Genomic DNA, 19,060 nt, shown 5'->3' with positions numbered 1-19,060 from the left:
TGATCTAAAGCCTTTAAATCAATTTAGGGGAAATGTTTATAAAAAAATCTGGAAAATAGCTAGATGGCTATTGGTTATAATATCCGTCTATTTTTTTCTTAACCATACTGTACTTTGGATACTCCCAGGTTGACGAAAAGAAGGGTCTGTATACATTTTATTGGTCTGGTTTGCATGCACTATTTAACAATCAAGAATTTGGGATAATAAAGAACAAAAGCCTTGAAACCGCCTTTGATGGTTTAGACGGTCCTTAAATTATAAATAAGGTAGTGTATTCAGTGAATGAAAAAGGGCATTTAAGCAAATTCTTAACAGTAAACAACGAAATAAAAGTCCTTACAGGGAAGGAATATCTACAGGATTTCAAAGTAAAGCTAAAAAGCTTGGAAAAGGCTGAAAAAGCCCTATACTCTACTCCAGACAAGGTCCTTGCCATATCAGATATTAAATTTCAGCTTTTTGCTAAGTAACCGGGTGATCGATAATAAAGGCAACTGGATATATGGAGATGGTCACTTAGTATTAAATGGCGATTTCGTTGATAGAGGCACAGATGTAACACAGGTTTTATGGCTCATTTACAAGTTAGAGTGTCCTGAAAGATGCGAGTGAGTTTCCATTGTCCCTGAAGATCTTCAGGTTTGGAAATAAAGGTTTCACTAATTGCCGGTTTACAGCTGACTAAAACTGAGAAGATGAAAATAGAAACAAAAATTTTGCAAATGTTCATAGGACGCGTTTAATAACTAAGAGTCAAAAACCGATAAAATTCCATAAATTCAACTGTATCTAATTTATATAGGATGCAAATAAAGCAAACAGGTTCAGATTGACTAAGGTTCCGGAAGAAGCTGAAGAGCCAGTAAAATAAACAACCTTATTCAAGTGGGAACAATGGATGAAAGGTGGAAACGTTATAATCCAGGATGAAAATTTCAATAGCTTGAGGCATAGCAGCCACATCTGGAAATTTTAGCGCCTGCCTTTTCATTTTATTTGTGATAATAAGCTGTTTTGCAGCCAATAGATCTCGTCAAAGTTTTTGTTATTGTGTTTTGTATCTGCTTATTCAATACATCAAACGTAGTTTGTGGATTGCATAAATCATTTTTTTCAGTAAATAACCTTGTCTTACCGACACGTTATGGTACTGCTACCCTAAAACATAAAAAGCATGCTGCTAGCTAGCTTACATGGTATTTTACAACATACATCTGACCATGTAAAACTAGTGCATGTTTGTTTTTAAAGTCAGTTCCTGAACGCGCAAGCTTTTATTTCCCACACCACCTAAAAAGAGCCGGAAAAAGCAGGAATTTAAATGAAACGTTCTCTGGTCTCTATCTGTGGCTAACCTCTATTGATAAAAATGTCACTAGTATTATCCCTTACAACCTTTAATCTTCAAGTTTTAGCTGGATGACATGGAGCCGTTTAACCCTTCCGTATTTATCGCTTGCCTTAGTTAATACTTTAAGCGCTAATGCTGCGATATCTCCTGTTATTTTAGTTGGCAAGTGGCAATCACAATTACTTAAACCTAACACATAAATATCGTTCTTGGGAATGTATACGCCCATGGTTTTAAATCCAAATATGCTTCCGCCATGTTCTCTGGTCGGTATGCCATTTATTTCTTTGATATGCCAGCCATAGCTAAATTCTTTTCCGTCATTCAATTTGTATTTGCTGAAGGCTTTTTTAGTTTCAGCACTATTGAGAAGGACATTATGGTTTAACGCATTTTGCCACTTCAGCATATCATCCAGCGTCGACATCAGGGAACCTGATGCAAACGGAACACTAAAACTGATCACGGTCTTATTAACGTAGCCATAAGATTTCTTATGGTATCCATAAGCTCTTTTTGGGATCACGTTTCTGTCACTGGCATAATGTGAATGTTCCATTTCTGCTTTTTTGAAAATATGCTTAGTGACGAAATCCTCGTAAGTTTCCCCGGAAACCAATTCTATTATATATCCTAGGAGCACATAGCCGGAATTGTCGTACTCGAATTTCTCGCCCGGCGCGAAATCAACTTGCTCGTTCTTAAAAAAATCAACCATCATTTGGGGTGTCATCTCTTTTTGATCAATATCTGATAGCGCTTTCATTTTAGTGAAATCTTTGATGCCGGAAGTATGCGTCAATAGGTGATGAATAGTGATCTTGTCACCTGAGGGGTAATCCGGGATGTATTTGGTAATAGGATCGCTTACTTTTAATTTACCTTGTTGCTCCAGCATTAGTACTGCCACAGCAGTGAACTGTTTTGTCATGGAACCCAGTTCGAAAACATTGTCGGTATGAAGGTTTGCATCCAGCTCCAGATTAGCTTTACCGAAAGCTTTATGATAAATGATCTTCCCTTTTTGAGCAACCATGAATACACCACCGGGCCCATTTGGGTCGTTGAATTCCATCTTTATGGTGCTGTCGATTCTGTCTTCCAAGCTTTGCGCAAAAAGATTATTTGTATAAGCTAAAGGCCAATAAAGATAGGATCGATAGCATTTTGAGTGGGTCTGTTTTTATCATTTTTTTAAATTTTAATGTTTGACGCATTTAAGATCAAACCAGTTACAGGAAAGCAGATATTTATGTCGGGACTTTAAATTCTTAATCGTAACTGACTTTGAATATGAAGTGATACTAATGAGCGACAGGTTTTCTTTGTCAATATTTGGTGATGAAAAAATAGTCATTATTGCGCGATGGAGATTAAAATAACCACGACCTGGAAAACGGTGAAACAGTGATTATTGTTGAAAAATCGGTTCATGGCTAAAGATTGACAGTTAATTATTTTATCCAGCTAGCCTTTCTCTTCCAAGCCTTTATTTCTCGTTTCTGCATTTCGGGATCTGAGCAGTACCATGCTTTTGTATTTTTATTTGTAACGCTTAAAAGCTATACTATTATTTTTGAATTTCTTTCCGTCACTCAACATTTCTCTACATTTTATTAGGCAGTGAAATTCAATTAGCTTTGTTTTTTAATGTAATGCCGTAATCATAAAGTATATTATAAATATCAAAAAAAGTATCTTCCTCTTTTTCGCTGAGTGAGGTATTGGCAAAGAAAATGACAGCGATCTCCTTTTGTAGATCCGATAGCATAAAGGTTCGCACACCCGGATCTGAACCATTGTTACGAATATTATCTTTTTTTTTGCCACTTATCTATCTGATTACCAATAATAGTTTCTTCAACGTAAGTATCTTAACTACAGGTACCTTCTTGTCAAGCCGAATATTACCCGCTACATTTGGTCAACATCACATTAATGTTACAATAAAAGATAATTGACACGATTGAATCCAAAAGCTTAAGAAATTATAAAGTTGCACTCTTCCAAATCACTTGAACTGAAACATTCCTCACACTTAATTTTCAAGAACTATGCAAAACACGACCAAAACCAAGTGGCGATTTTTCAGATGGAAAATCATTACCCATCTATTGTCGAATTCAAAAAGCTGGGATATGATGAGTATCTCCATTGTATCCAGATCCCAAGCATGGCCTTAGTAATAGCAAATAATATTTATCGCATTTGACAACCTAACAAATTTATTGTAGCCCTAAAATAAGATCTATGACCACTAAGCACAAAATGGTATATACGACCATCATTTTAATTTATGTTCTCTTGTCTATTAGTTGCTCTAAAAGGCAAGCTGCAGAAATGACTCCATCGCCCCCTACAAATCCAGAGACACCTGTCACAGCAGTTACTTACGCAAATTTTACCCAAAATCTTCTGCAGACCAGATGTGCCGGATGCCATGCAGCAGGAGGCTCCGCATCATCAATCTGGTCCTTTAACGGCCGTAGTTCTGTCGTATCCAATGAGGCCAGAATTCGTCGTGTGGTACTTGTAACGAGATCAATGCCTCTGGGCGGTAGCTTAACAGCTGCCGAACTGACTTCTCTACAACAATGGTTCGATAATAATATGCCCGAATAAAAGCTATGATCATGAAAAAAATATATCTATCTGTACTATTCATTGTAACAGTCAGTGTGGTCCGCGCGCAGCAGATTCTAATTTGCAACAATGCTAAAGTATCCTTTTTCTCCAGTACAGTGATGGAGGATATTGAAGGAAAGAGTGCTGTTGGAGGCTCTGTTATTGATACTAAATCAGGAAATATCATTTTCAAGGTGAAGAATACTTCATTTCAATTTAAAAAGAAGTTGATGCAGGAACACTTTAATGAAAATTACATGGAATCAGAAAAATTTCCTTCATCCGAATTTAAGGGAAAGATCAAAACGCCGATTGACTTTCAAAAGGATGGCAACTACAAAGTGGAAATTGAAGGAATCTTAAATATACATGGTGTCAACAAGGCCTATAAGAGTATAGCTGATCTGACCGTGAATAAAGGGATTTTAGTTGCGAAAGCTGCATTTAAAGTTAAGATCGCCGACCATGGGATTGAAATTCCAACTCTAGTATTTAAAAATATCGCTGAATACGTTGAAGTAAGTGTTCAGGCTAGCTACATAGCTAAAAAATAAGCTTGTGATAGCTTCATGACCGATAAAAAACAATATTACTTATGAAAATAAAAACATTTAAATCCCGCTTTCTGATTCTTTTCGCTGTATTAACAGTCAGCGCAATACAAGTATTTGGTCAAGAAGAGCTCGAAAAAGAACTTAACAATCAGGAGACAAGTCATGAGAAAGTACTTGCAACTTTTAAATCTACAAAACTGATCAATGGCCCTACCAATGAAACCCTTTACAAAAATGAACTCGACTTTAAGGTCGATCACCGTTTCGGAGATATAGCTGGTACCAATGGAGGTGTAAGGAGATTTTTTGGACTGGATAACTCGACGGACGTCCGTATCGGTTTTGAATACGGAATGACCGATAATTTAACCGTAGGAATTGCCAGAGCTAAAGGGGCGACCGCTGTCCAGCAGCTATATGAAGGTAGCGTAAAATACCGCTTAATACAGCAAACTACAGATAATCGTATCCCCGTTGCAATTACGCTATTTGGGAGTAATACCATTGCCGGGGTTCAGGCAAACAGAGATGATCCGACTTCACCAATTGCCTATGATGGTTTTAAAGATCGTATGAATTGGGTCGCCCAGATGATCATCGCCAGAAAATTTAATTCCAACTTCTCTTTTATCCTTACCCCTAGTTATGTACACCGTAACTTTACAGCCTTTAGGGATCAGAACGATCTATTTGCACTGGGTGCAGGTGGGCGATTAAAGTTTACAAAAAGAATGGCGCTCGTTGTGGATTATTTTCTGCCATTCAGAAATAAATCAGACAAGCAATATCTGGAGCAAGTTAATGCTACCAAATTCTACAATCCCCTCGGTATAGGTTTAGAGATTGAAACTGGCGGACACGTATTCCATCTTAATTTCACGAACGCGACTGCGATTGAAGAGATCCAGTATATTCCATCAACAACCAGCTCGTGGTTAAAAGGGCAATACAGATGGGGGTTCAGTATTTCAAGGCGATTTTCGATGGCACATAAAAAATAAGTTACAACCTGATAAGAAAGGGTAATAATGAATATTAGAATAAAGAAGAACAAAGGCTTATGATCGTAAAAGCCTTTGTTCTTCTTTATGGATTGGGGGTTAATTTCATAAATCAATTATAGATTATATAACACAAGTCTACAATTGATTTTTTATTTTTCGTTTACACTGCTTTTTCTGCCAATGGCATATTTTCCGTCGCCCATTCTATTAGGTTGTAAAGATGCGGTAACAAAGACCTTCCTTTATCAGTAAGTCTATATTCTACCCTGGGAGGAATTTCCGGAAAGATAGTCCGTTGCACAAGACCATCATTCTCAAAAGTCCTCAAGGTACTTGTCAGCATTTTTTGCGAAATATCTCCCAATTCCTTATGTATTTCGCTAAATCGCATTTTTTCCGAGTCCCCCAATACCAAAATCACCAACATGGACCACCTATCGCCAAATCTGTCCAAAACTGTTCTAATCGGACAATTACTGTTTTTTGAACATTTTTCCGTCTTATTTTCCATAATAACTATCTGATTATCATCATTACTCACTTCCAGATAAGTAAAGTACTTTTATTGACCTTATAGTTAGGCACCTAAATTTTACAAACCAAAAATAGTTAAATGTATTTTAGATCATAACGGATTATCTGCGTATAAATTTTACCAGCTTGTTAAAAAAAAGCCAGAACGGATGTTCTGGCTTCAATCTACTATTAACTATTACTAACCTGCATTATTATTTTGTGTGTTGCTGGATCCAGTTGCGAATTAAAGAAAGGGCTTCAGGGGAAAAACCTGCTTTTATTGTTGAATATTCCTGTGGTGTACAGGTAACGCAAGGCAGAAAAAGATGGTTTAAACCAGGAAGCAAATGCGTTTCCACTTTATTATTTCCACCCGCAGCGGCATAGTTCTTCCAGTTATCCAAATTAGATTGACCAGAAACCATCAGATCTTTATCGCCATTTAATGCTAATATTGGCACCTTTACCTGACCAATGGTTTTGGCCGCATCGAATTTCACAAAATACCTGTACCATGGGCCAATTGCATAATTTACATAACTGTAAATAGGGAAACGAAAATGGTCAAACTCTATATTTAACGTTTTAAAGTAAGCATCATCTTTTACCTTCCAGTCATTGTAAGTAGTATTCAGTTTATTCTCCAGACTATCCGAATCAGCATATTTAAAAGCTATTTTGAACATCATCCCATTGATTTCATTGGAGCGCTTTTTATCTACCTCAGTAAGCTGCGAATTGTTCACTAAATCTTCATTTTGTTGAATCAAAGAATTATAACCCGACGTAGCCAGACCTGCCACGCTCACAATAAAGGCTACATCTTTGCTCTTTGCTGCAGCTATGGCACTTGCAGCGCCACCTTCGCTATGGCCCAGAAGACCAATCTTAAAAGGATTGATCTCTTTGATTCCTTTCAAATACTGAATGGCTTTCAACGCATCATCTCCAAAGTCTGCCGTGGTTGCCGTCTCATAAACACCAGTAGTTTTACCCGTACCACGATCGTCCAACCGCAATACCGCTATACCATTACTGCTCAGGTAATCAGCTATATCTTTAAATAGAGGGTGGCCAGCCATCATACCATCCCTATCCTGCTTATAACTACCAGAAACAATGACTACTGCGGGTATGTTTGTTTTTCCTTTTGGCAGCGTTAAGGCGCCTGCAAAAGTAATCGTATCGTCTTGACTTTTGAAGCTTACTGTGGTCTCGGTATATTTCTGCTGTTGTGCAGTTGCAACAACCGGCTTTTTAGCCGGCAGTTTTGTTTTTGAAGATTGCTGTTGTGCATTTGCCGCTGTGCAGCAAAACAATGCAGATAAAATTAAAAAAGAGTACTTCATATTATTTTGCTGTTTTAGTCATTTCAACCAGTGTAGAGATATCGTCTGCCAATGCAGAAGCACTTCCATTATAACCTACAGAGATAAAGCGCAATTTGCCGTTTTGATCAATGAAAAGTTTCTGTGGTATTCCCGAAATCGTGAATTCTTTACAGATACGGTCGAAAACTTCACTGTTTTGTTTAGATCCTGCAGCTGTATTATCAAAAAGGATGTTAAATGGATAATTGTTGTCTTTGATATATTTCATCACTTCAGCTTTATAGGTCGAACCCCGCTCTTCGGTATCTACAAAATAGAAAACAACATTTTTGTCATTTTTATATTTCTCCACAGCCAGTTTCATACCCGGGAAAGAAGCCTTACAAGGCACGCACCAGGTTGCCCAGAAATCCAATATAACAGTTTTTCCACGCAGCGACTTTGAGCTGACTACCTTACCGTTCATATCTTTCATAGACCATTCCGGCATAGCTTTGTTGATCATTCCTTCGGCTACTTCTTTTTCAAAGTCCGCTTTATCAGCCGGATTTTTCAATTTACTCAGGTAGTCATCATATCCTTTATCGGATCCATTCTGTTTCACATAATCTGCTTTAACCATTTCCAGCATTTCAGTTGTTGCCTGGTTATTATAAAGGCTGTATTTTAATACCTCTTTCAAATGTGCTGTTTCCCCTCTTTTTTGTAAAAGTATTGTATAGTAATTATTAACTGTCGCATCATGATATTCCAGATATTTTTCAGCCAATTCAGTATATTTGAAAGCCTCCTCATCTTTTCCGGCACTGATCAGCAACCCGATATAAGGAATAAACTCAAATTTGGAGCGTTCCATTTCCCAGTTCGTTTTCCATTCTAATGGCGACAGATAAGCTAAATCTGCAGGCTGATTAGCCAGGAAATAATTATAACGTGACATCAGCAACTCTGTTTTGGCCAATAATCTCGCATCTGTTTCATCTTTTCTTTTGTAGGGGATACCAACTATCTTGTAAAAAACAGTTGACAGGATGTTGTATGGCAATAGATTGATGTACTTATTAAGATAATCATCGTTTTTATCAAGATAACTACCAGTTACAATAATGTTCTGATAAACCGTACCATAATTGATAAAATTCTCTTTATCAAATTCTGCATTCGTTTCAGCAACAGGGAAATCAGCGAGGAATTTTTCACCCGCTTTAACCATTGCTGGCATTTCCTTGTTGGTACTGATATTTTTAAAAGCTGCCAATCTTGCCAGGCTACCTTTAGGGAATCTTGTGGTAATTATATGATCAATAGAATCTTTCAGTTTTGCATCTTCCATGACATTGCCGCTAATGGATCTTGCTTTTAACAGTTCATCTTCAGTGGCATCCGTACGGGTAAGGAAAGTTATAGCAGCTCTCAGTTTCGGCGTAGCAGCATCTTTAAGATAATTTTTTACCGCCTTGGCATACGGCACTACTAGTTTAGACTTATTAGCCTGATTAAACGTAATCTCCTGGTTAAACCACATGTACGTTGCGGTATCACTAATACCTTCAAATTTCATATACCCTGGGATGTCCATCTCGGTTTTTGGAGAACGCGCCACTCCCCATCCCAGATAAGACCCTGGGGCGAGAGCTCCGGGACGATCCTTATCCTGCAACATGATGAAATAACCGGTATCATGGTTATTATCTGTCAGGGTATCGGATTTAAATTTAACAGCTAAAAATCCGCAGTCTGCAGGTGTTTTAAAGCTGGCTTTCCAACTATTATTTCCACCACTAAAAGGCACGTCTGCTGCCACCCATTTGTAGTTAATATATTGGTAAACTACTGAAGTAATCTTCTGCTTACCCTCCAGAGGAGTACCTTTTGCATCATAAGACATTTCCACGGTCTGCCCATTCGTAGGCTTCTCCGGTTTGAAGGTAAAATTAGGATGAATCTGTGCAAAGCTTTTCAGGGCCAGGCACAGTATCATCAGAAGGAATAAACTCTGTTTTGTTAAAGATTTCATATTGTGTGTTTAATTTTTAAGGGTGTATATAATGAACGTATGCTGAATTTAACATGGTATTGATCAGCATACGTACATCGTTATGATATTAAGGGTTGGGCTCTAGCTCAGGGTTTAACTGGCTTAATTTGGCAGCTATAGGAAATACATAGCGGTCACTATTGGGTTCCAAAGTATAAGTAACTCCATTAAAAAACCTGGTGTAGCTACGTTGGAAAAGAGATTCGTCTTTTAAACGTCGCATATCCCACCAGCGCAACGATGTACCGTAGAATTCACGCCTGCGTTCATCGATCACTTTAACGAGTGCATCATTTGGACTTGACGCTGTCATTGCTTCATAATCTGCTGCTTTGAAACGTTTTACACGTAGATTATTTACCCATTCCATCGCACTACCGACATCCCCGGCCCGGGCGAAAGCTTCTGCTTTGATTAGCATCATTTCTGGTACTGAAGGACCTTCGTTTCTAGTCTGACCAGTTGCGGCTTCTTTAGTGAAAAATCTGCCAGTGTATGTGCTTGACACATTTGAAGCATCAGAAGTAAAGAGAGTAAAACGTTGATCTGCCGTGCCCAACAATGCAAGGTATTCGTTACTCAATTTAAAAATAAGTGGTGAATAGGAAGCTGCACCACTTTGAGGAAGCTCAGAAAGTAGAATTTCCGGATTAACAAAGCGTGTAGGATAAGTGTACATCGTACTCTGATCCATTCCTGAGAGATCCACAATCGTGTTTCTCGAAGCCAGGGCCATATCAGCATATCTTGCAGCATTTGTATAATCGTGCATATACGTATAACAACGCGCCAACTCACCATAGGCTGAAGGTTTAGAGGGTAAGGTATTCATCTGCTGTGTAGCAGGAAGTGAACCAACGGCCGTTGTAAGATCGCTGATGATCTGATTATAGATTACCTGTACCGTTGCCCTGTTTAAACGCTGACTTACCGTTTGCTCCAGTAATAAAGGCACACCAAGGTCGGTTGCAGCAGTACTTGCATTATATGGTTTTGCATAGGTATTAACCAATGTAAAATAGGCATCAGCACGGTGCACTAAAGCCTCTGCTGTAAGTGCAGCTTTTTCAGCAGCAGTACCATTACTTGCCGGGAGCTCATTGATAATTGTATTACAATATAGAATTCTCGTGTACAGTACCGCCCAGTTATAATCGTTCTCATCTGTAGAGCCTAAAATGTAGATATTATTCTGCCAGCTATATGCCTTCACAAATTGACTGTAATAAGAGCTGCTGGTCAATCCAGCAATCTGATCTGCATCAGTGAAGTTGATGTCTGATGAAGCAAAATCAGACAAACTTGCTGTAGCTTCCAGCGCCTGATTATTATTTAACAGATAACGGTAATTGATAGTTTGACTGGGTACTAAATTACCCTGAGTTTTGATATCTACATATTTCTTACAGCCGGTTAAACCTGCTACTGAGAGAGAGAGTATGAGGAATTGATATAATGGTTTCATTTTTGCAGGATTAGAAATTAACATTTAAAGAGAAATTATAAGATACGGCCGCAGGAAGTCCTAGTGTATTGCTGCTTAGACCGGATGTAAAATCAGGATCTATTCCCTCTTTATTCGCTCTCCATAGTAAACCCAGATTGCGTACGGAGAAACCAAAATCAGCAGTTTTTGCGATATTAGTGAAACGCTCCAACGGAATAGCATAAGTAAGAGACAACTCCCTTAAGCGGATATAGTCGCCCTTTAGTACATTAATGTCCGACTGCTGATAACGTAATAAACTGGTAGCTGCGGCATTTCCAGCGGCACCCGGCACTGTAGTAAATGCTTCATCACCCGGTTTTTGCCATCTCTTAGCGATATCAGCATTTAAGTCATAGAACAATCCACGCCTTCCTCCTGCGAAAGTAGTGATTGTAGGACGCAGAAATACACTGCCAAATTGATAGGTGGCTATAGCCAATAGCGTGAAACGCTTATACCTGAAATTGGTATTCACACTTCCGAAATAAGGCGCGCTTGAACGACCAGCAAAAGTAAGTGCATCAAGTGAACTGATATTGCCTTCTGCAGCCACTTTGTTGCCATTCTGGTCAAAAATCTGGGTTAAGCCTCTTGCATCAAGGCCAGCATTTTTATAGACCAGTAATTTATCCATCGGATAACCTGCCATTTGCGCAGCATAAGCCGGATTACCAAAAAGGGAAGAGTTCTGCACAAATCTGGCATCGGTAATTTTATTGGTATTGTAAGAGAAGTTGATGCCTGTATTCACCTCCCAGTCTTTTGTAGTGTACAAAATGCCTCTCAAACCCAAATCAAAACCTTTACCTAGTAAGGTGGTTGAGTTCCTGGTTAAAGTAGATACACCATAAGTTTGGTTGATTGGAAACTCGTAAAAAAGATCTTTACCATTTTTACGATAGTAATCTGCGGTAGCACTCATTCTTCCATTGAAAAGTCCCAAATCGAGGCCAATATTGGTTACATATGTTTTTTCCCAGCGCAGTTCAGGATTTGCAGGTGAAGTGATAAATGCATACGGCAAGCCAGTTTCATAGTTTAAATCACCCAGCCCAATAGAGGTAAAAGGGTATAATGAATTCGCAATATTTCCGTTTACGCCATAAGAAGCCCTTATTGCCAGGCTGCTGATCCATTGCTGCGATTTGATAAAATTCTCTTTTGCCAGATTCCACCTTAGTCCGGTAGACCATAAAGGCGTAGCCCGGAACTTTCTATCTACCCCAAAATTGTTGTAATCATCATAACGCACACTTGCAGAAAGGGTGTATTTATTATCAAAAGTATATCCTGCATTACTAAAATAAGAAAGAAAACGTCTTGTTTTGTCCTGCTGATTAGGTGCGCCCCCTACTGCGCCAGAGTAGCCCTGTATAGTTTGATAACCTGAACTATAGTTAACAGGTTTTGAAAAACCAGTACCAGTATTGTAACCATATAGCGTATTACTACCCTGTCCTTCTATGGTTTGCCTGATCTCAGATCCGGCAATAATATTCAATTGATGTTTCTCTGCAAAAGTGTTGTCGTAATTCAACTGACCGCGTACAGTATAGTTGTTATTGGTTGAACTTACCTGTTGCAAAATTCCTCCACCCTGACTAAGACCTATGGAATTTACTGCTTTGCCCGATACAGGAACTGGAGTAAAACTATTTACAAGATTACGGTAATAAATGGTACTCTCATTATAATAATTTTTTTGCTTGCCGAAAGTACGCTCATTGCTATAAAAAGCATTCGCAGACAGACCTTTTACAATAGGTACATTCAGGTTGGCAGTAAATGAGTAATTGTTAACATTTTGTGTGTTATCAGCATTATCCTGTTCGTCAAGATAACTGGTGTTCCAGTTCAGGAATCCACTAGCCTCTAGATTGCGTGTCCATCCAGAATAATAACTGGAAGAAAAGCTAGTTCTGTTTCCCTGATCATCCACCAATTGATTGTAAGGCATGAAAGTAGTAGCCGACGGACGAAATAAACTACTCAGGCCAATTCCGTTGTTCACATAGTTGAAAAACGATCCCTTCACATTGGTGCTCAATGTGGCAGTTTTAAACAATTTGAAAGTATTGTTCAAAGTCAGCGTCAATCGCTTTGCATTATTGCCTACCGCATTTGGTCTTTCCTTACTATAAGATGCAGAATAAAAATAAGTGTTAGATGTGCTACCACCGGCTACTGAAAGATTGTATTGCTGATTATTAGCAGGCTGGAGAAGATACTTTTGTATTTGAGCGCGACTATCCCTGCTGCTGAACAGATTGATCTGTGCGTCATAATCGGACTGGGAAATCCTGCCATCAGCCAACTGAAAAGTAAGGTCGGTTACATCCGCCACGGGAGCCCCAAGAAATGCATTTACATTAGGTCTTACTATTAAAGATTTGCGTACTAGTTCCTGCTCATAAGCAATCTGCTCTGAAGAAGACATGATTTTAAGATAGCTGAGGTTTGGCGCATTACTAACTGATGCTGTGGTAGAGAAGCTGATTTGAGGTGCCTGGTTATTCTTGCCACCTTTAGTTTTAATTACAATTACACCATTAGCAGCACGTACACCCCAAATTGACGCCGCTGCTGCATCTTTTAAGAAAGTGATGGTTTCTATGTCATTTGGATTAAGGGTAGAGAGGTCAAATTCGGTAATTGCACCGTCTACTACCACGAGTGGAAATGCATTACCTCTAAGGGAGCTTGTCCCGCGGATGGTCATACCGTAATCTGTAGCACCTATCGTTCTGGTACCGCTATTAATTGCTGGTTGCGTGTTACCATAAGCAAAACTATTGTCGCCCGATGTGATATTGATCTTCACTCCTGGGATCATCGACTCCAGACGCTGAATAATATTAGCCGTCTTTACCTGCTCAATTTGCTTCGCAGTGATTACAGGTGCAGAACCCGTTACACGTTCAGGACTGATATTTTGATAACCAGTAGAAACGACCATTACTTCCTGAAGATTAGTACCCGAAGACGGATTTAAAGTCACCGTATACCTGTGTGACTGGCCAGTCAACGGAATTTCTTTGCGCTCGTAACCAAGATAAGAGAAGCTAACGTACTTTGCTTCAACAGGTACAAAAAGGGAGAAATTACCCTGCCCGTCTGTAGTTAAAGATCTGTTTGATCCATCAGATTTTAAGGTAACACCAGGAAAAGGCTTGCCACTATCGTCGACAACCTGTCCTGATACAAAGATCTCATCACTATTATTTGTATTGGCTTTATTAGCTATAACTGAGCTTGCCGGAGCAGCTGATTTCTCATTCCCTTCTACTATCGTATAGTTACCTTTGCTTAGGTAAAGGAACAACAGGTTATTGGGATATAAAACGGATTTCAGTACCTCGTCTATCTCCTTACTTTTGAGATTGTTGCTACTGGTAAATTTCCCTTCGATAATGCTGTGCTCATAAGCAAATTCAGTCTTGAATTTTTTCGAGATGAGTTGCAGGGCCTGGGCAAGGCTTATTCTTGATCCTTGAGCATTTGCCGCAGAGAATGGCAATAGTAAGGTAAACAACAAGCCCAGACAGCATAGTCTGGTAAAAGTTGATTTCATAATTGTTGGTTTAGGTGGTTTGATAAATTGTTGTTAATTGTATTGGTGCGGGATTGATCAGTTCCCGTTGTTGGTCAGGTAGATTGTTTTTCCTTCTTTTTTAATGTTTACTTCCAGGATATGGCTAATTACGAACAGCATCGAATCTTCACTTTTAATAGAGATGACTCCATCGATTTTTTTGTTTGCTTTTGCGGTATCTGTCAGTACCACATGATAGCCGTACAGGTCTTCGAATTCATTGATGATGTCTCTCGCCGAAGTCTGGTTCACTTGCAGCTTTCCTTGCAGCCAGGCAGTTTTTTCCAGGGAATCGACTTGCTGTTTTAGCTGAAGCTTGTTGCGATGCCACTGTACAGCATTACCGGGTTTCATAATATACGCTTCTCCGGTCTCCACAGATTTCACGTTCACCTGACCTTTCACCAGCATAATTTCTGCACGGTTACGACGGTCTTTTAAATTGAATTCTGTACCGAGTACTTCCACCAGCAGATGGCTGGTGGTGATCACGAACCGATCGCCATTCCGGATAAACCGGTTGTTTTTATTGAGGTGATTCACTTTGAAATAAGCCTCCCCGTTGAGGGTGACCTGCCGCACTTTGTTCCAGTTTATACTCCGCGGATAAGTCAGTACCGAATTTGCATTCAGCTTAACTGCTGTTCCATCCGGCAGCGTATAGTTTACATTTGTCCCATAAGCCGCTTTGAGGGTAACGGTTGAATTGAAAAACCACAGGCCATACATACCCGCAAGAAGAGAAGCTGCGAGTCCAGACATCCAGTAGTATTTCCGGCGCTGAACTTTAAGATGGACACGGTTTTGCTGTATCGTGTTTTGTATCGATGTAAAGATATCATCCTGCAGTCCTGCCCGCACCTGATAATGGCCGGGACTCAGGATCAACCTCAGTTGAAAAGAGGCTTGTTTAAATGATTCCAAATTATCAGGATGCGATGATTGCCATGTGTTCCAGAAAAGAACATCATCAGCCTGCTGAAACTTGATAAAACGGACAAAGTCTGCGTTATCTAAGAAGTCAGTCACATTAAATCCTGTATATTCTGCCTTTTGCATATAATAAATGGTATAAATTATTACCTCTTTACACTATAGACAGTTGTATTTTTAAAATCAACCCATGAAAATTGAATTATTTTAAAAAAAAGATTGGTATTTGGCTTCGGCAAGTAATGCAAGAAGTAGCGTTTTGTCAATTTTAAGTAATTCCCGGAGTGCTTCCAATGCACGGGCAGCCAATTTATAGGCTCCGTTCACATTCAGGTCCATCAATTCCGCAATTTCGTTATAACTGAGCTCTTCAAAATATTTGAGATAGATAATTTCTTTCTGTCTTGGGGTAAGCTTATTCATTGCCGCAGCAAGCTGGACTGCTTTCTCATTCACTTCCTCTTTACGGATCATGTCAGATTCCAGCGTGAACTTGAGATCAAAATAATTGGTATCATCTATTTCCCTTTTCGCAAACCTGTTCTGCTGTGTATTGTAATTGAAAATGATATTCCGGAGGGAAGACATCAGGTAAAACCGCGTATTGACAACCGGACTGAGGTTTTTACGGTTTTCCCAGATCTTGACGAAAAGGTTATGTACACAATCCCCAACAGCATCCTCATCATCAAGGATACGCATGCCATATTGGAAAAGACTGTGAAAATTATGTTTATAAATCAGTTCGAATGCAGAACTTTCACCGCTTAATAACATGGCCCAAAGTTCGCTGTCAGAAATATTCCGGGTCAATTTGTGCTAATCATATGTTCAAATATAGGAAAGCATCTATAATCTTAATATAATGGATCGTGATTATTTATATATACGTGCTTTATGTGTATTTATATTTGTCCGCAAAAAGACCAGATGACTGAAAAATACAAAAAATATATTTGTGTCCCTAATTTATTAACTTAGCCTTCGGCTAATCCTGATCAGATACAGGAATAATCACTTTTTAACAATTGAAAATATCAATCAATGTCAAATATGAAAAAATACTTTTTACTGGTTCTTTTATTCATCTCCTTCTCTGGTTATGCCCAGAACACCCTTAACAATTATAAATATGTACTGGTACCTGAAAGATTCAACTTTCTCAAAGAAGCAGATCAGTACGGATTAAATTCGCAGGCAAAAACCAACCTGGAAGAGAAGGGTTTTACCGTTTATTTTGACAATTCCGAGCTGCCTTCTGAAATTGCCAATAACAGATGCAGTGCACTGGTTCTTGAAGTGCTCGAAAAAAACAGCATGTTCAGTACCAATCTGACCCTGGTTTTAAAAGATTGTAAAGGCAATGTCCTCTTCAAAGGAAAAGAAGGCAAAAGCCGTGAGAAGGAATACAGACTTGCCTATAACTTTTCCCTGAAAGCTGCCTTTACGTCATTAAATGAATTTCAATATGCTTACAATGGAGCTGTAATTGCTGCAGAACCACAGGCTGTTCCCCAAACGGTACCTGTAGCTACCATCCAGCCGGCCATAAAAGCTGCCGTTGCTGAATCTGCTGCACCAGCTGCAGCCACACTATATGCTCAGCCTACAGCCATAGGATTCCAGCTGGTAGATGCTACACCAAAAATAATTTTAACACTATCAAAGACCTCGGTGGAGAATTATTTCATCGCAGCCAAAGGAAATTATCATGGAATAGTTTTCAAAAAAAATGAAAGCTGGGTATTCGAATACTATGACAATAATAAACTTATGGCGGAAGTGCTTTCCATTAAATTCTAAACCTCCGCTGTTTATCACCGCGATAAGCTGTTGTTTCAGCACAGCCTAACTTTAGCGTATGGCAGAAAAGAAATGATCTGGTGAAAAATATCATATCTTACCTGAATGCAAAAGGCCTGCACTATGCGCAGGCCTTTTGCATTCAGGTAAGATAATCTAAGCGGGATCTAGAATCCTAAACCCAGTGTAAATGCCTTTACAGATCCAGAGAGTGTTGCTCCTGCCGTAGCAGCACCTGTAGTCAGGTTTACGGTATATATTTTAGTTACGCCATTCACGGTCAGTAAAGCATAAGCCGTACCACTGGTACTTCCAATATCAAAACCATTCCCGGCAGCACCTGTCACACCCAGTGGGCCAACAGCGACAAGATCACCATCATTTGGTGGATCCTGTTTATACAAAAGCCCGTTTTGCGAATCGATATCATACAATACCGTAGTGGTTGCACCCGCGAAATTATTGGTGTAGGCTGCCCCGGTTATTACTGCTGCAGCAGGACTTAAGTTTCCATCAATTGCTGCGATGGTTCCATTGTCAGGATTCAACCTCAGGTTCTGACCTGTATTGCTCACCAAACGGATACGGTCTACGGTAGGATTAAAATCAAACCCGAACTCCGTTCCTCCAAGTAAGGTGGCCAATGGTACTGAACCGACAACTGCTGCCACCCCTGATGACGCATTGATTGTATACAACCTGCTGCTGCTTCCCAGGGCATACAACTGACCGTTTAACGGACGAAAATCCATTCCAAGGATATTTTCACCTGTAACCAAACCAGTAATTGCTTTAGTTACGGGAACTGGATTCAAGGGATTAAAAATAACCAGTTCATTGGCGCTATTGACAGCATAAGCCACTGGTTCTGTAGGAATGGCAATACTGATAATGGTGTTTGTAAATTCATTTGCGATCTTTGTCGCCTTACCGGTCCCAAGATCTATCTGATACAGATGAGTTTTACCACCTACCTTTAATGCGGCCAAAGCATTTTCCCCATCAGGACTGATATCAAAATCTCCCGCCTGTTCCACGTCAAAGCCAATATTTCCTATCTCTACCAGTTTTCCGTCATTCGGCGGGTCTTGTTTATACAGTTTATCTGTAGCCACATCGATGACAAATAACACCGTTGTTGCAGCACCGGCACGGTTCATGGTATAGGCGGCGGCAGTAACATTTGGATTGGTGACACCATTCAATGCGCCATCAGTTGCTGCTACAGCACCGGTTTCAGGATGCAGGCGAAGGTTCTGCCCAGCGGAAGTCACCAAACGGATCCTGTCTACCGTCGGATTGAAATCAAGCCCGATAGCCCCACCGTTGATTGCCGGAGTAAACGCCGCAGCACCTATTGCCCTTGCTGCTCCGGTTCCGGTATTGATCACATAGATCCGGCTGCTGCTCCCTACCCCGTAAAGTGTCCCCGTAGCTGGTCTGAAATCAATCCCAAGAATTTTTTCTCCGGTCTGCAGACCTGTAATCGTACTTTGTTTAGTAATTGAAGATACATTGCTGGCATTCAGTTGAAGCAATACATTGTTATCTGTTAAGGCATAAAAAGATAAATCAGGTCCTGTGGTCCCCTTTTCATTGTTATCGTTCTGATCGTCCTTTTTGCAGGAAGAGAAGGTAAGGAGCACAACACACGCACAGTACATGCTGATCTGAGATAGGGATAAATTAAATATTTTCATAATAGGTTTTTGTTTACGACCACTTGTTGGTGGTCTTTCGATGTGATGTATAGCCTTAGCTACGTAGCGGAACCCAAATAAGTTTCAGTAATTAAACATATTGTTAACAATAGTTCTTTTC

At 39.6% G+C, this 19,060-nt stretch carries 14 protein-coding genes; 4 read left to right on the top strand and 10 right to left on the bottom strand.

Annotated elements, in window-relative coordinates; genetic code table 11:
• Positions 1 to 880: 880 nt before the first annotated feature.
• Positions 881 to 1,027 (bottom strand): hypothetical protein, encoded by a 147-nt coding sequence (locus ACSBL2_RS09440; protein WP_442591440.1) that lies wholly within the window; start codon positions 1,025 to 1,027, stop codon positions 881 to 883.
• A 373-nt stretch (positions 1,028 to 1,400) separates the two neighbouring features.
• Positions 1,401 to 2,459 (bottom strand): serine hydrolase domain-containing protein, encoded by a 1,059-nt coding sequence (locus tag ACSBL2_RS09435; protein ID WP_442591439.1) that lies wholly within the window; start codon positions 2,457 to 2,459, stop codon positions 1,401 to 1,403.
• A 1,145-nt stretch (positions 2,460 to 3,604) separates the two neighbouring features.
• On the opposite strand from ACSBL2_RS09435, the gene ACSBL2_RS09430 reads away from it, so the two are divergent.
• The 3 genes from ACSBL2_RS09430 to ACSBL2_RS09420 are packed head-to-tail and all read left to right on the top strand — an operon-like array spanning position 3,605 to position 5,534.
• Positions 3,605 to 3,976, top strand: coding sequence for a hypothetical protein (locus ACSBL2_RS09430; RefSeq protein ID WP_442591438.1), 372 nt, complete (start codon positions 3,605 to 3,607; stop codon positions 3,974 to 3,976).
• Positions 3,977 to 3,987: 11 nt separating this feature from the next.
• Positions 3,988 to 4,533 (top strand): YceI family protein, encoded by a 546-nt coding sequence (locus ACSBL2_RS09425; RefSeq protein ID WP_442591437.1) that lies wholly within the window; start codon positions 3,988 to 3,990, stop codon positions 4,531 to 4,533.
• Positions 4,534 to 4,574: 41 nt separating this feature from the next.
• Positions 4,575 to 5,534: a DUF5777 family beta-barrel protein gene (locus ACSBL2_RS09420; protein WP_442591436.1), complete on the top strand. Its 960-nt coding sequence runs from the start codon at positions 4,575 to 4,577 to the stop codon at positions 5,532 to 5,534.
• Positions 5,535 to 5,697: 163 nt separating this feature from the next.
• Here the strand turns inward: ACSBL2_RS09420 and ACSBL2_RS09415 are convergent, their stop codons facing one another.
• The 7 genes from ACSBL2_RS09415 to ACSBL2_RS09385 all read right to left on the bottom strand — a co-directional run bounded on the left by ACSBL2_RS09415 (position 5,698) and on the right by ACSBL2_RS09385 (position 16,213).
• Positions 5,698 to 6,048: a winged helix-turn-helix transcriptional regulator gene (locus ACSBL2_RS09415; protein WP_442591435.1), complete on the bottom strand. Its 351-nt coding sequence runs from the start codon at positions 6,046 to 6,048 to the stop codon at positions 5,698 to 5,700.
• A gap of 217 nt (positions 6,049 to 6,265) precedes the next feature.
• Entirely contained in the window at positions 6,266 to 7,402 is a 1,137-nt protein-coding gene (locus ACSBL2_RS09410) for an alpha/beta hydrolase family protein (RefSeq protein WP_442591434.1), read from the bottom strand.
• Position 7,403: 1 nt separating this feature from the next.
• Positions 7,404 to 9,401, bottom strand: a complete 1,998-nt coding sequence (locus tag ACSBL2_RS09405; RefSeq protein WP_442591433.1) for a TlpA family protein disulfide reductase — start codon at positions 9,399 to 9,401, stop codon at positions 7,404 to 7,406.
• 88 nt (positions 9,402 to 9,489) lie between these two features.
• A complete protein-coding gene (locus ACSBL2_RS09400; RefSeq protein ID WP_442591432.1) occupies positions 9,490 to 10,887 on the bottom strand; it encodes a RagB/SusD family nutrient uptake outer membrane protein in 1,398 nt (465 codons plus the stop codon).
• Positions 10,888 to 10,897: 10 nt separating this feature from the next.
• Positions 10,898 to 14,482, bottom strand: coding sequence for a SusC/RagA family TonB-linked outer membrane protein (locus ACSBL2_RS09395; RefSeq protein WP_442591431.1), 3,585 nt, complete (start codon positions 14,480 to 14,482; stop codon positions 10,898 to 10,900).
• A 57-nt stretch (positions 14,483 to 14,539) separates the two neighbouring features.
• Complete coding sequence (locus ACSBL2_RS09390; RefSeq protein WP_442591430.1) at positions 14,540 to 15,562, bottom strand: FecR family protein; 1,023 nt, start codon at positions 15,560 to 15,562, stop codon at positions 14,540 to 14,542.
• An 81-nt stretch (positions 15,563 to 15,643) separates the two neighbouring features.
• Positions 15,644 to 16,213, bottom strand: coding sequence for an RNA polymerase sigma factor (locus ACSBL2_RS09385; protein ID WP_442591429.1), 570 nt, complete (start codon positions 16,211 to 16,213; stop codon positions 15,644 to 15,646).
• Positions 16,214 to 16,489: 276 nt separating this feature from the next.
• On the opposite strand from ACSBL2_RS09385, the gene ACSBL2_RS09380 reads away from it, so the two are divergent.
• The gene (locus ACSBL2_RS09380) at positions 16,490 to 17,239 is read left to right on the top strand and encodes a hypothetical protein (protein ID WP_442591428.1); all 750 of its coding nucleotides are present in this window, start codon (positions 16,490 to 16,492) and stop codon (positions 17,237 to 17,239) included.
• A 167-nt stretch (positions 17,240 to 17,406) separates the two neighbouring features.
• Here the strand turns inward: ACSBL2_RS09380 and ACSBL2_RS09375 are convergent, their stop codons facing one another.
• Positions 17,407 to 18,939 carry a DUF4394 domain-containing protein gene (locus tag ACSBL2_RS09375; protein WP_442591427.1) on the bottom strand — a complete coding sequence of 511 codons (1,533 nt, stop codon included), beginning with the start codon at positions 18,937 to 18,939 and terminating at the stop codon, positions 17,407 to 17,409.
• Between the last annotated feature and the right edge of the window lie 121 nt (positions 18,940 to 19,060).

The organism is Pedobacter sp. AW31-3R (assembly GCF_052180285.1).
GTDB lineage: Bacteria > Bacteroidota > Bacteroidia > Sphingobacteriales > Sphingobacteriaceae > Pedobacter.
This window is presented reverse-complemented; position numbering and strand designations above follow the sequence as displayed.

What these genes read in the sequence shown, in the direction of transcription:
- ACSBL2_RS09375 (WP_442591427.1), bottom strand. Translation starts at nt 18,939, where the DNA reads ATGAAAATATTTAATTTATCCCTATCTCAGATCAGCATGTACTGTGCG.
- ACSBL2_RS09390 (WP_442591430.1), bottom strand. Translation starts at nt 15,562, where the DNA reads ATGCAAAAGGCAGAATATACAGGATTTAATGTGACTGACTTCTTAGAT.
- ACSBL2_RS09430 (WP_442591438.1), top strand. Translation starts at nt 3,605, where the DNA reads ATGACCACTAAGCACAAAATGGTATATACGACCATCATTTTAATTTAT.
- ACSBL2_RS09420 (WP_442591436.1), top strand. Translation starts at nt 4,575, where the DNA reads ATGAAAATAAAAACATTTAAATCCCGCTTTCTGATTCTTTTCGCTGTA.
- ACSBL2_RS09415 (WP_442591435.1), bottom strand. Translation starts at nt 6,048, where the DNA reads ATGGAAAATAAGACGGAAAAATGTTCAAAAAACAGTAATTGTCCGATT.
- ACSBL2_RS09425 (WP_442591437.1), top strand. Translation starts at nt 3,988, where the DNA reads ATGAAAAAAATATATCTATCTGTACTATTCATTGTAACAGTCAGTGTG.
- ACSBL2_RS09380 (WP_442591428.1), top strand. Translation starts at nt 16,490, where the DNA reads ATGAAAAAATACTTTTTACTGGTTCTTTTATTCATCTCCTTCTCTGGT.
- ACSBL2_RS09400 (WP_442591432.1), bottom strand. Translation starts at nt 10,887, where the DNA reads ATGAAACCATTATATCAATTCCTCATACTCTCTCTCTCAGTAGCAGGT.
- ACSBL2_RS09410 (WP_442591434.1), bottom strand. Translation starts at nt 7,402, where the DNA reads ATGAAGTACTCTTTTTTAATTTTATCTGCATTGTTTTGCTGCACAGCG.
- ACSBL2_RS09405 (WP_442591433.1), bottom strand. Translation starts at nt 9,401, where the DNA reads ATGAAATCTTTAACAAAACAGAGTTTATTCCTTCTGATGATACTGTGC.
- ACSBL2_RS09385 (WP_442591429.1), bottom strand. Translation starts at nt 16,213, where the DNA reads ATGTTATTAAGCGGTGAAAGTTCTGCATTCGAACTGATTTATAAACAT.
- ACSBL2_RS09395 (WP_442591431.1), bottom strand. Translation starts at nt 14,482, where the DNA reads ATGAAATCAACTTTTACCAGACTATGCTGTCTGGGCTTGTTGTTTACC.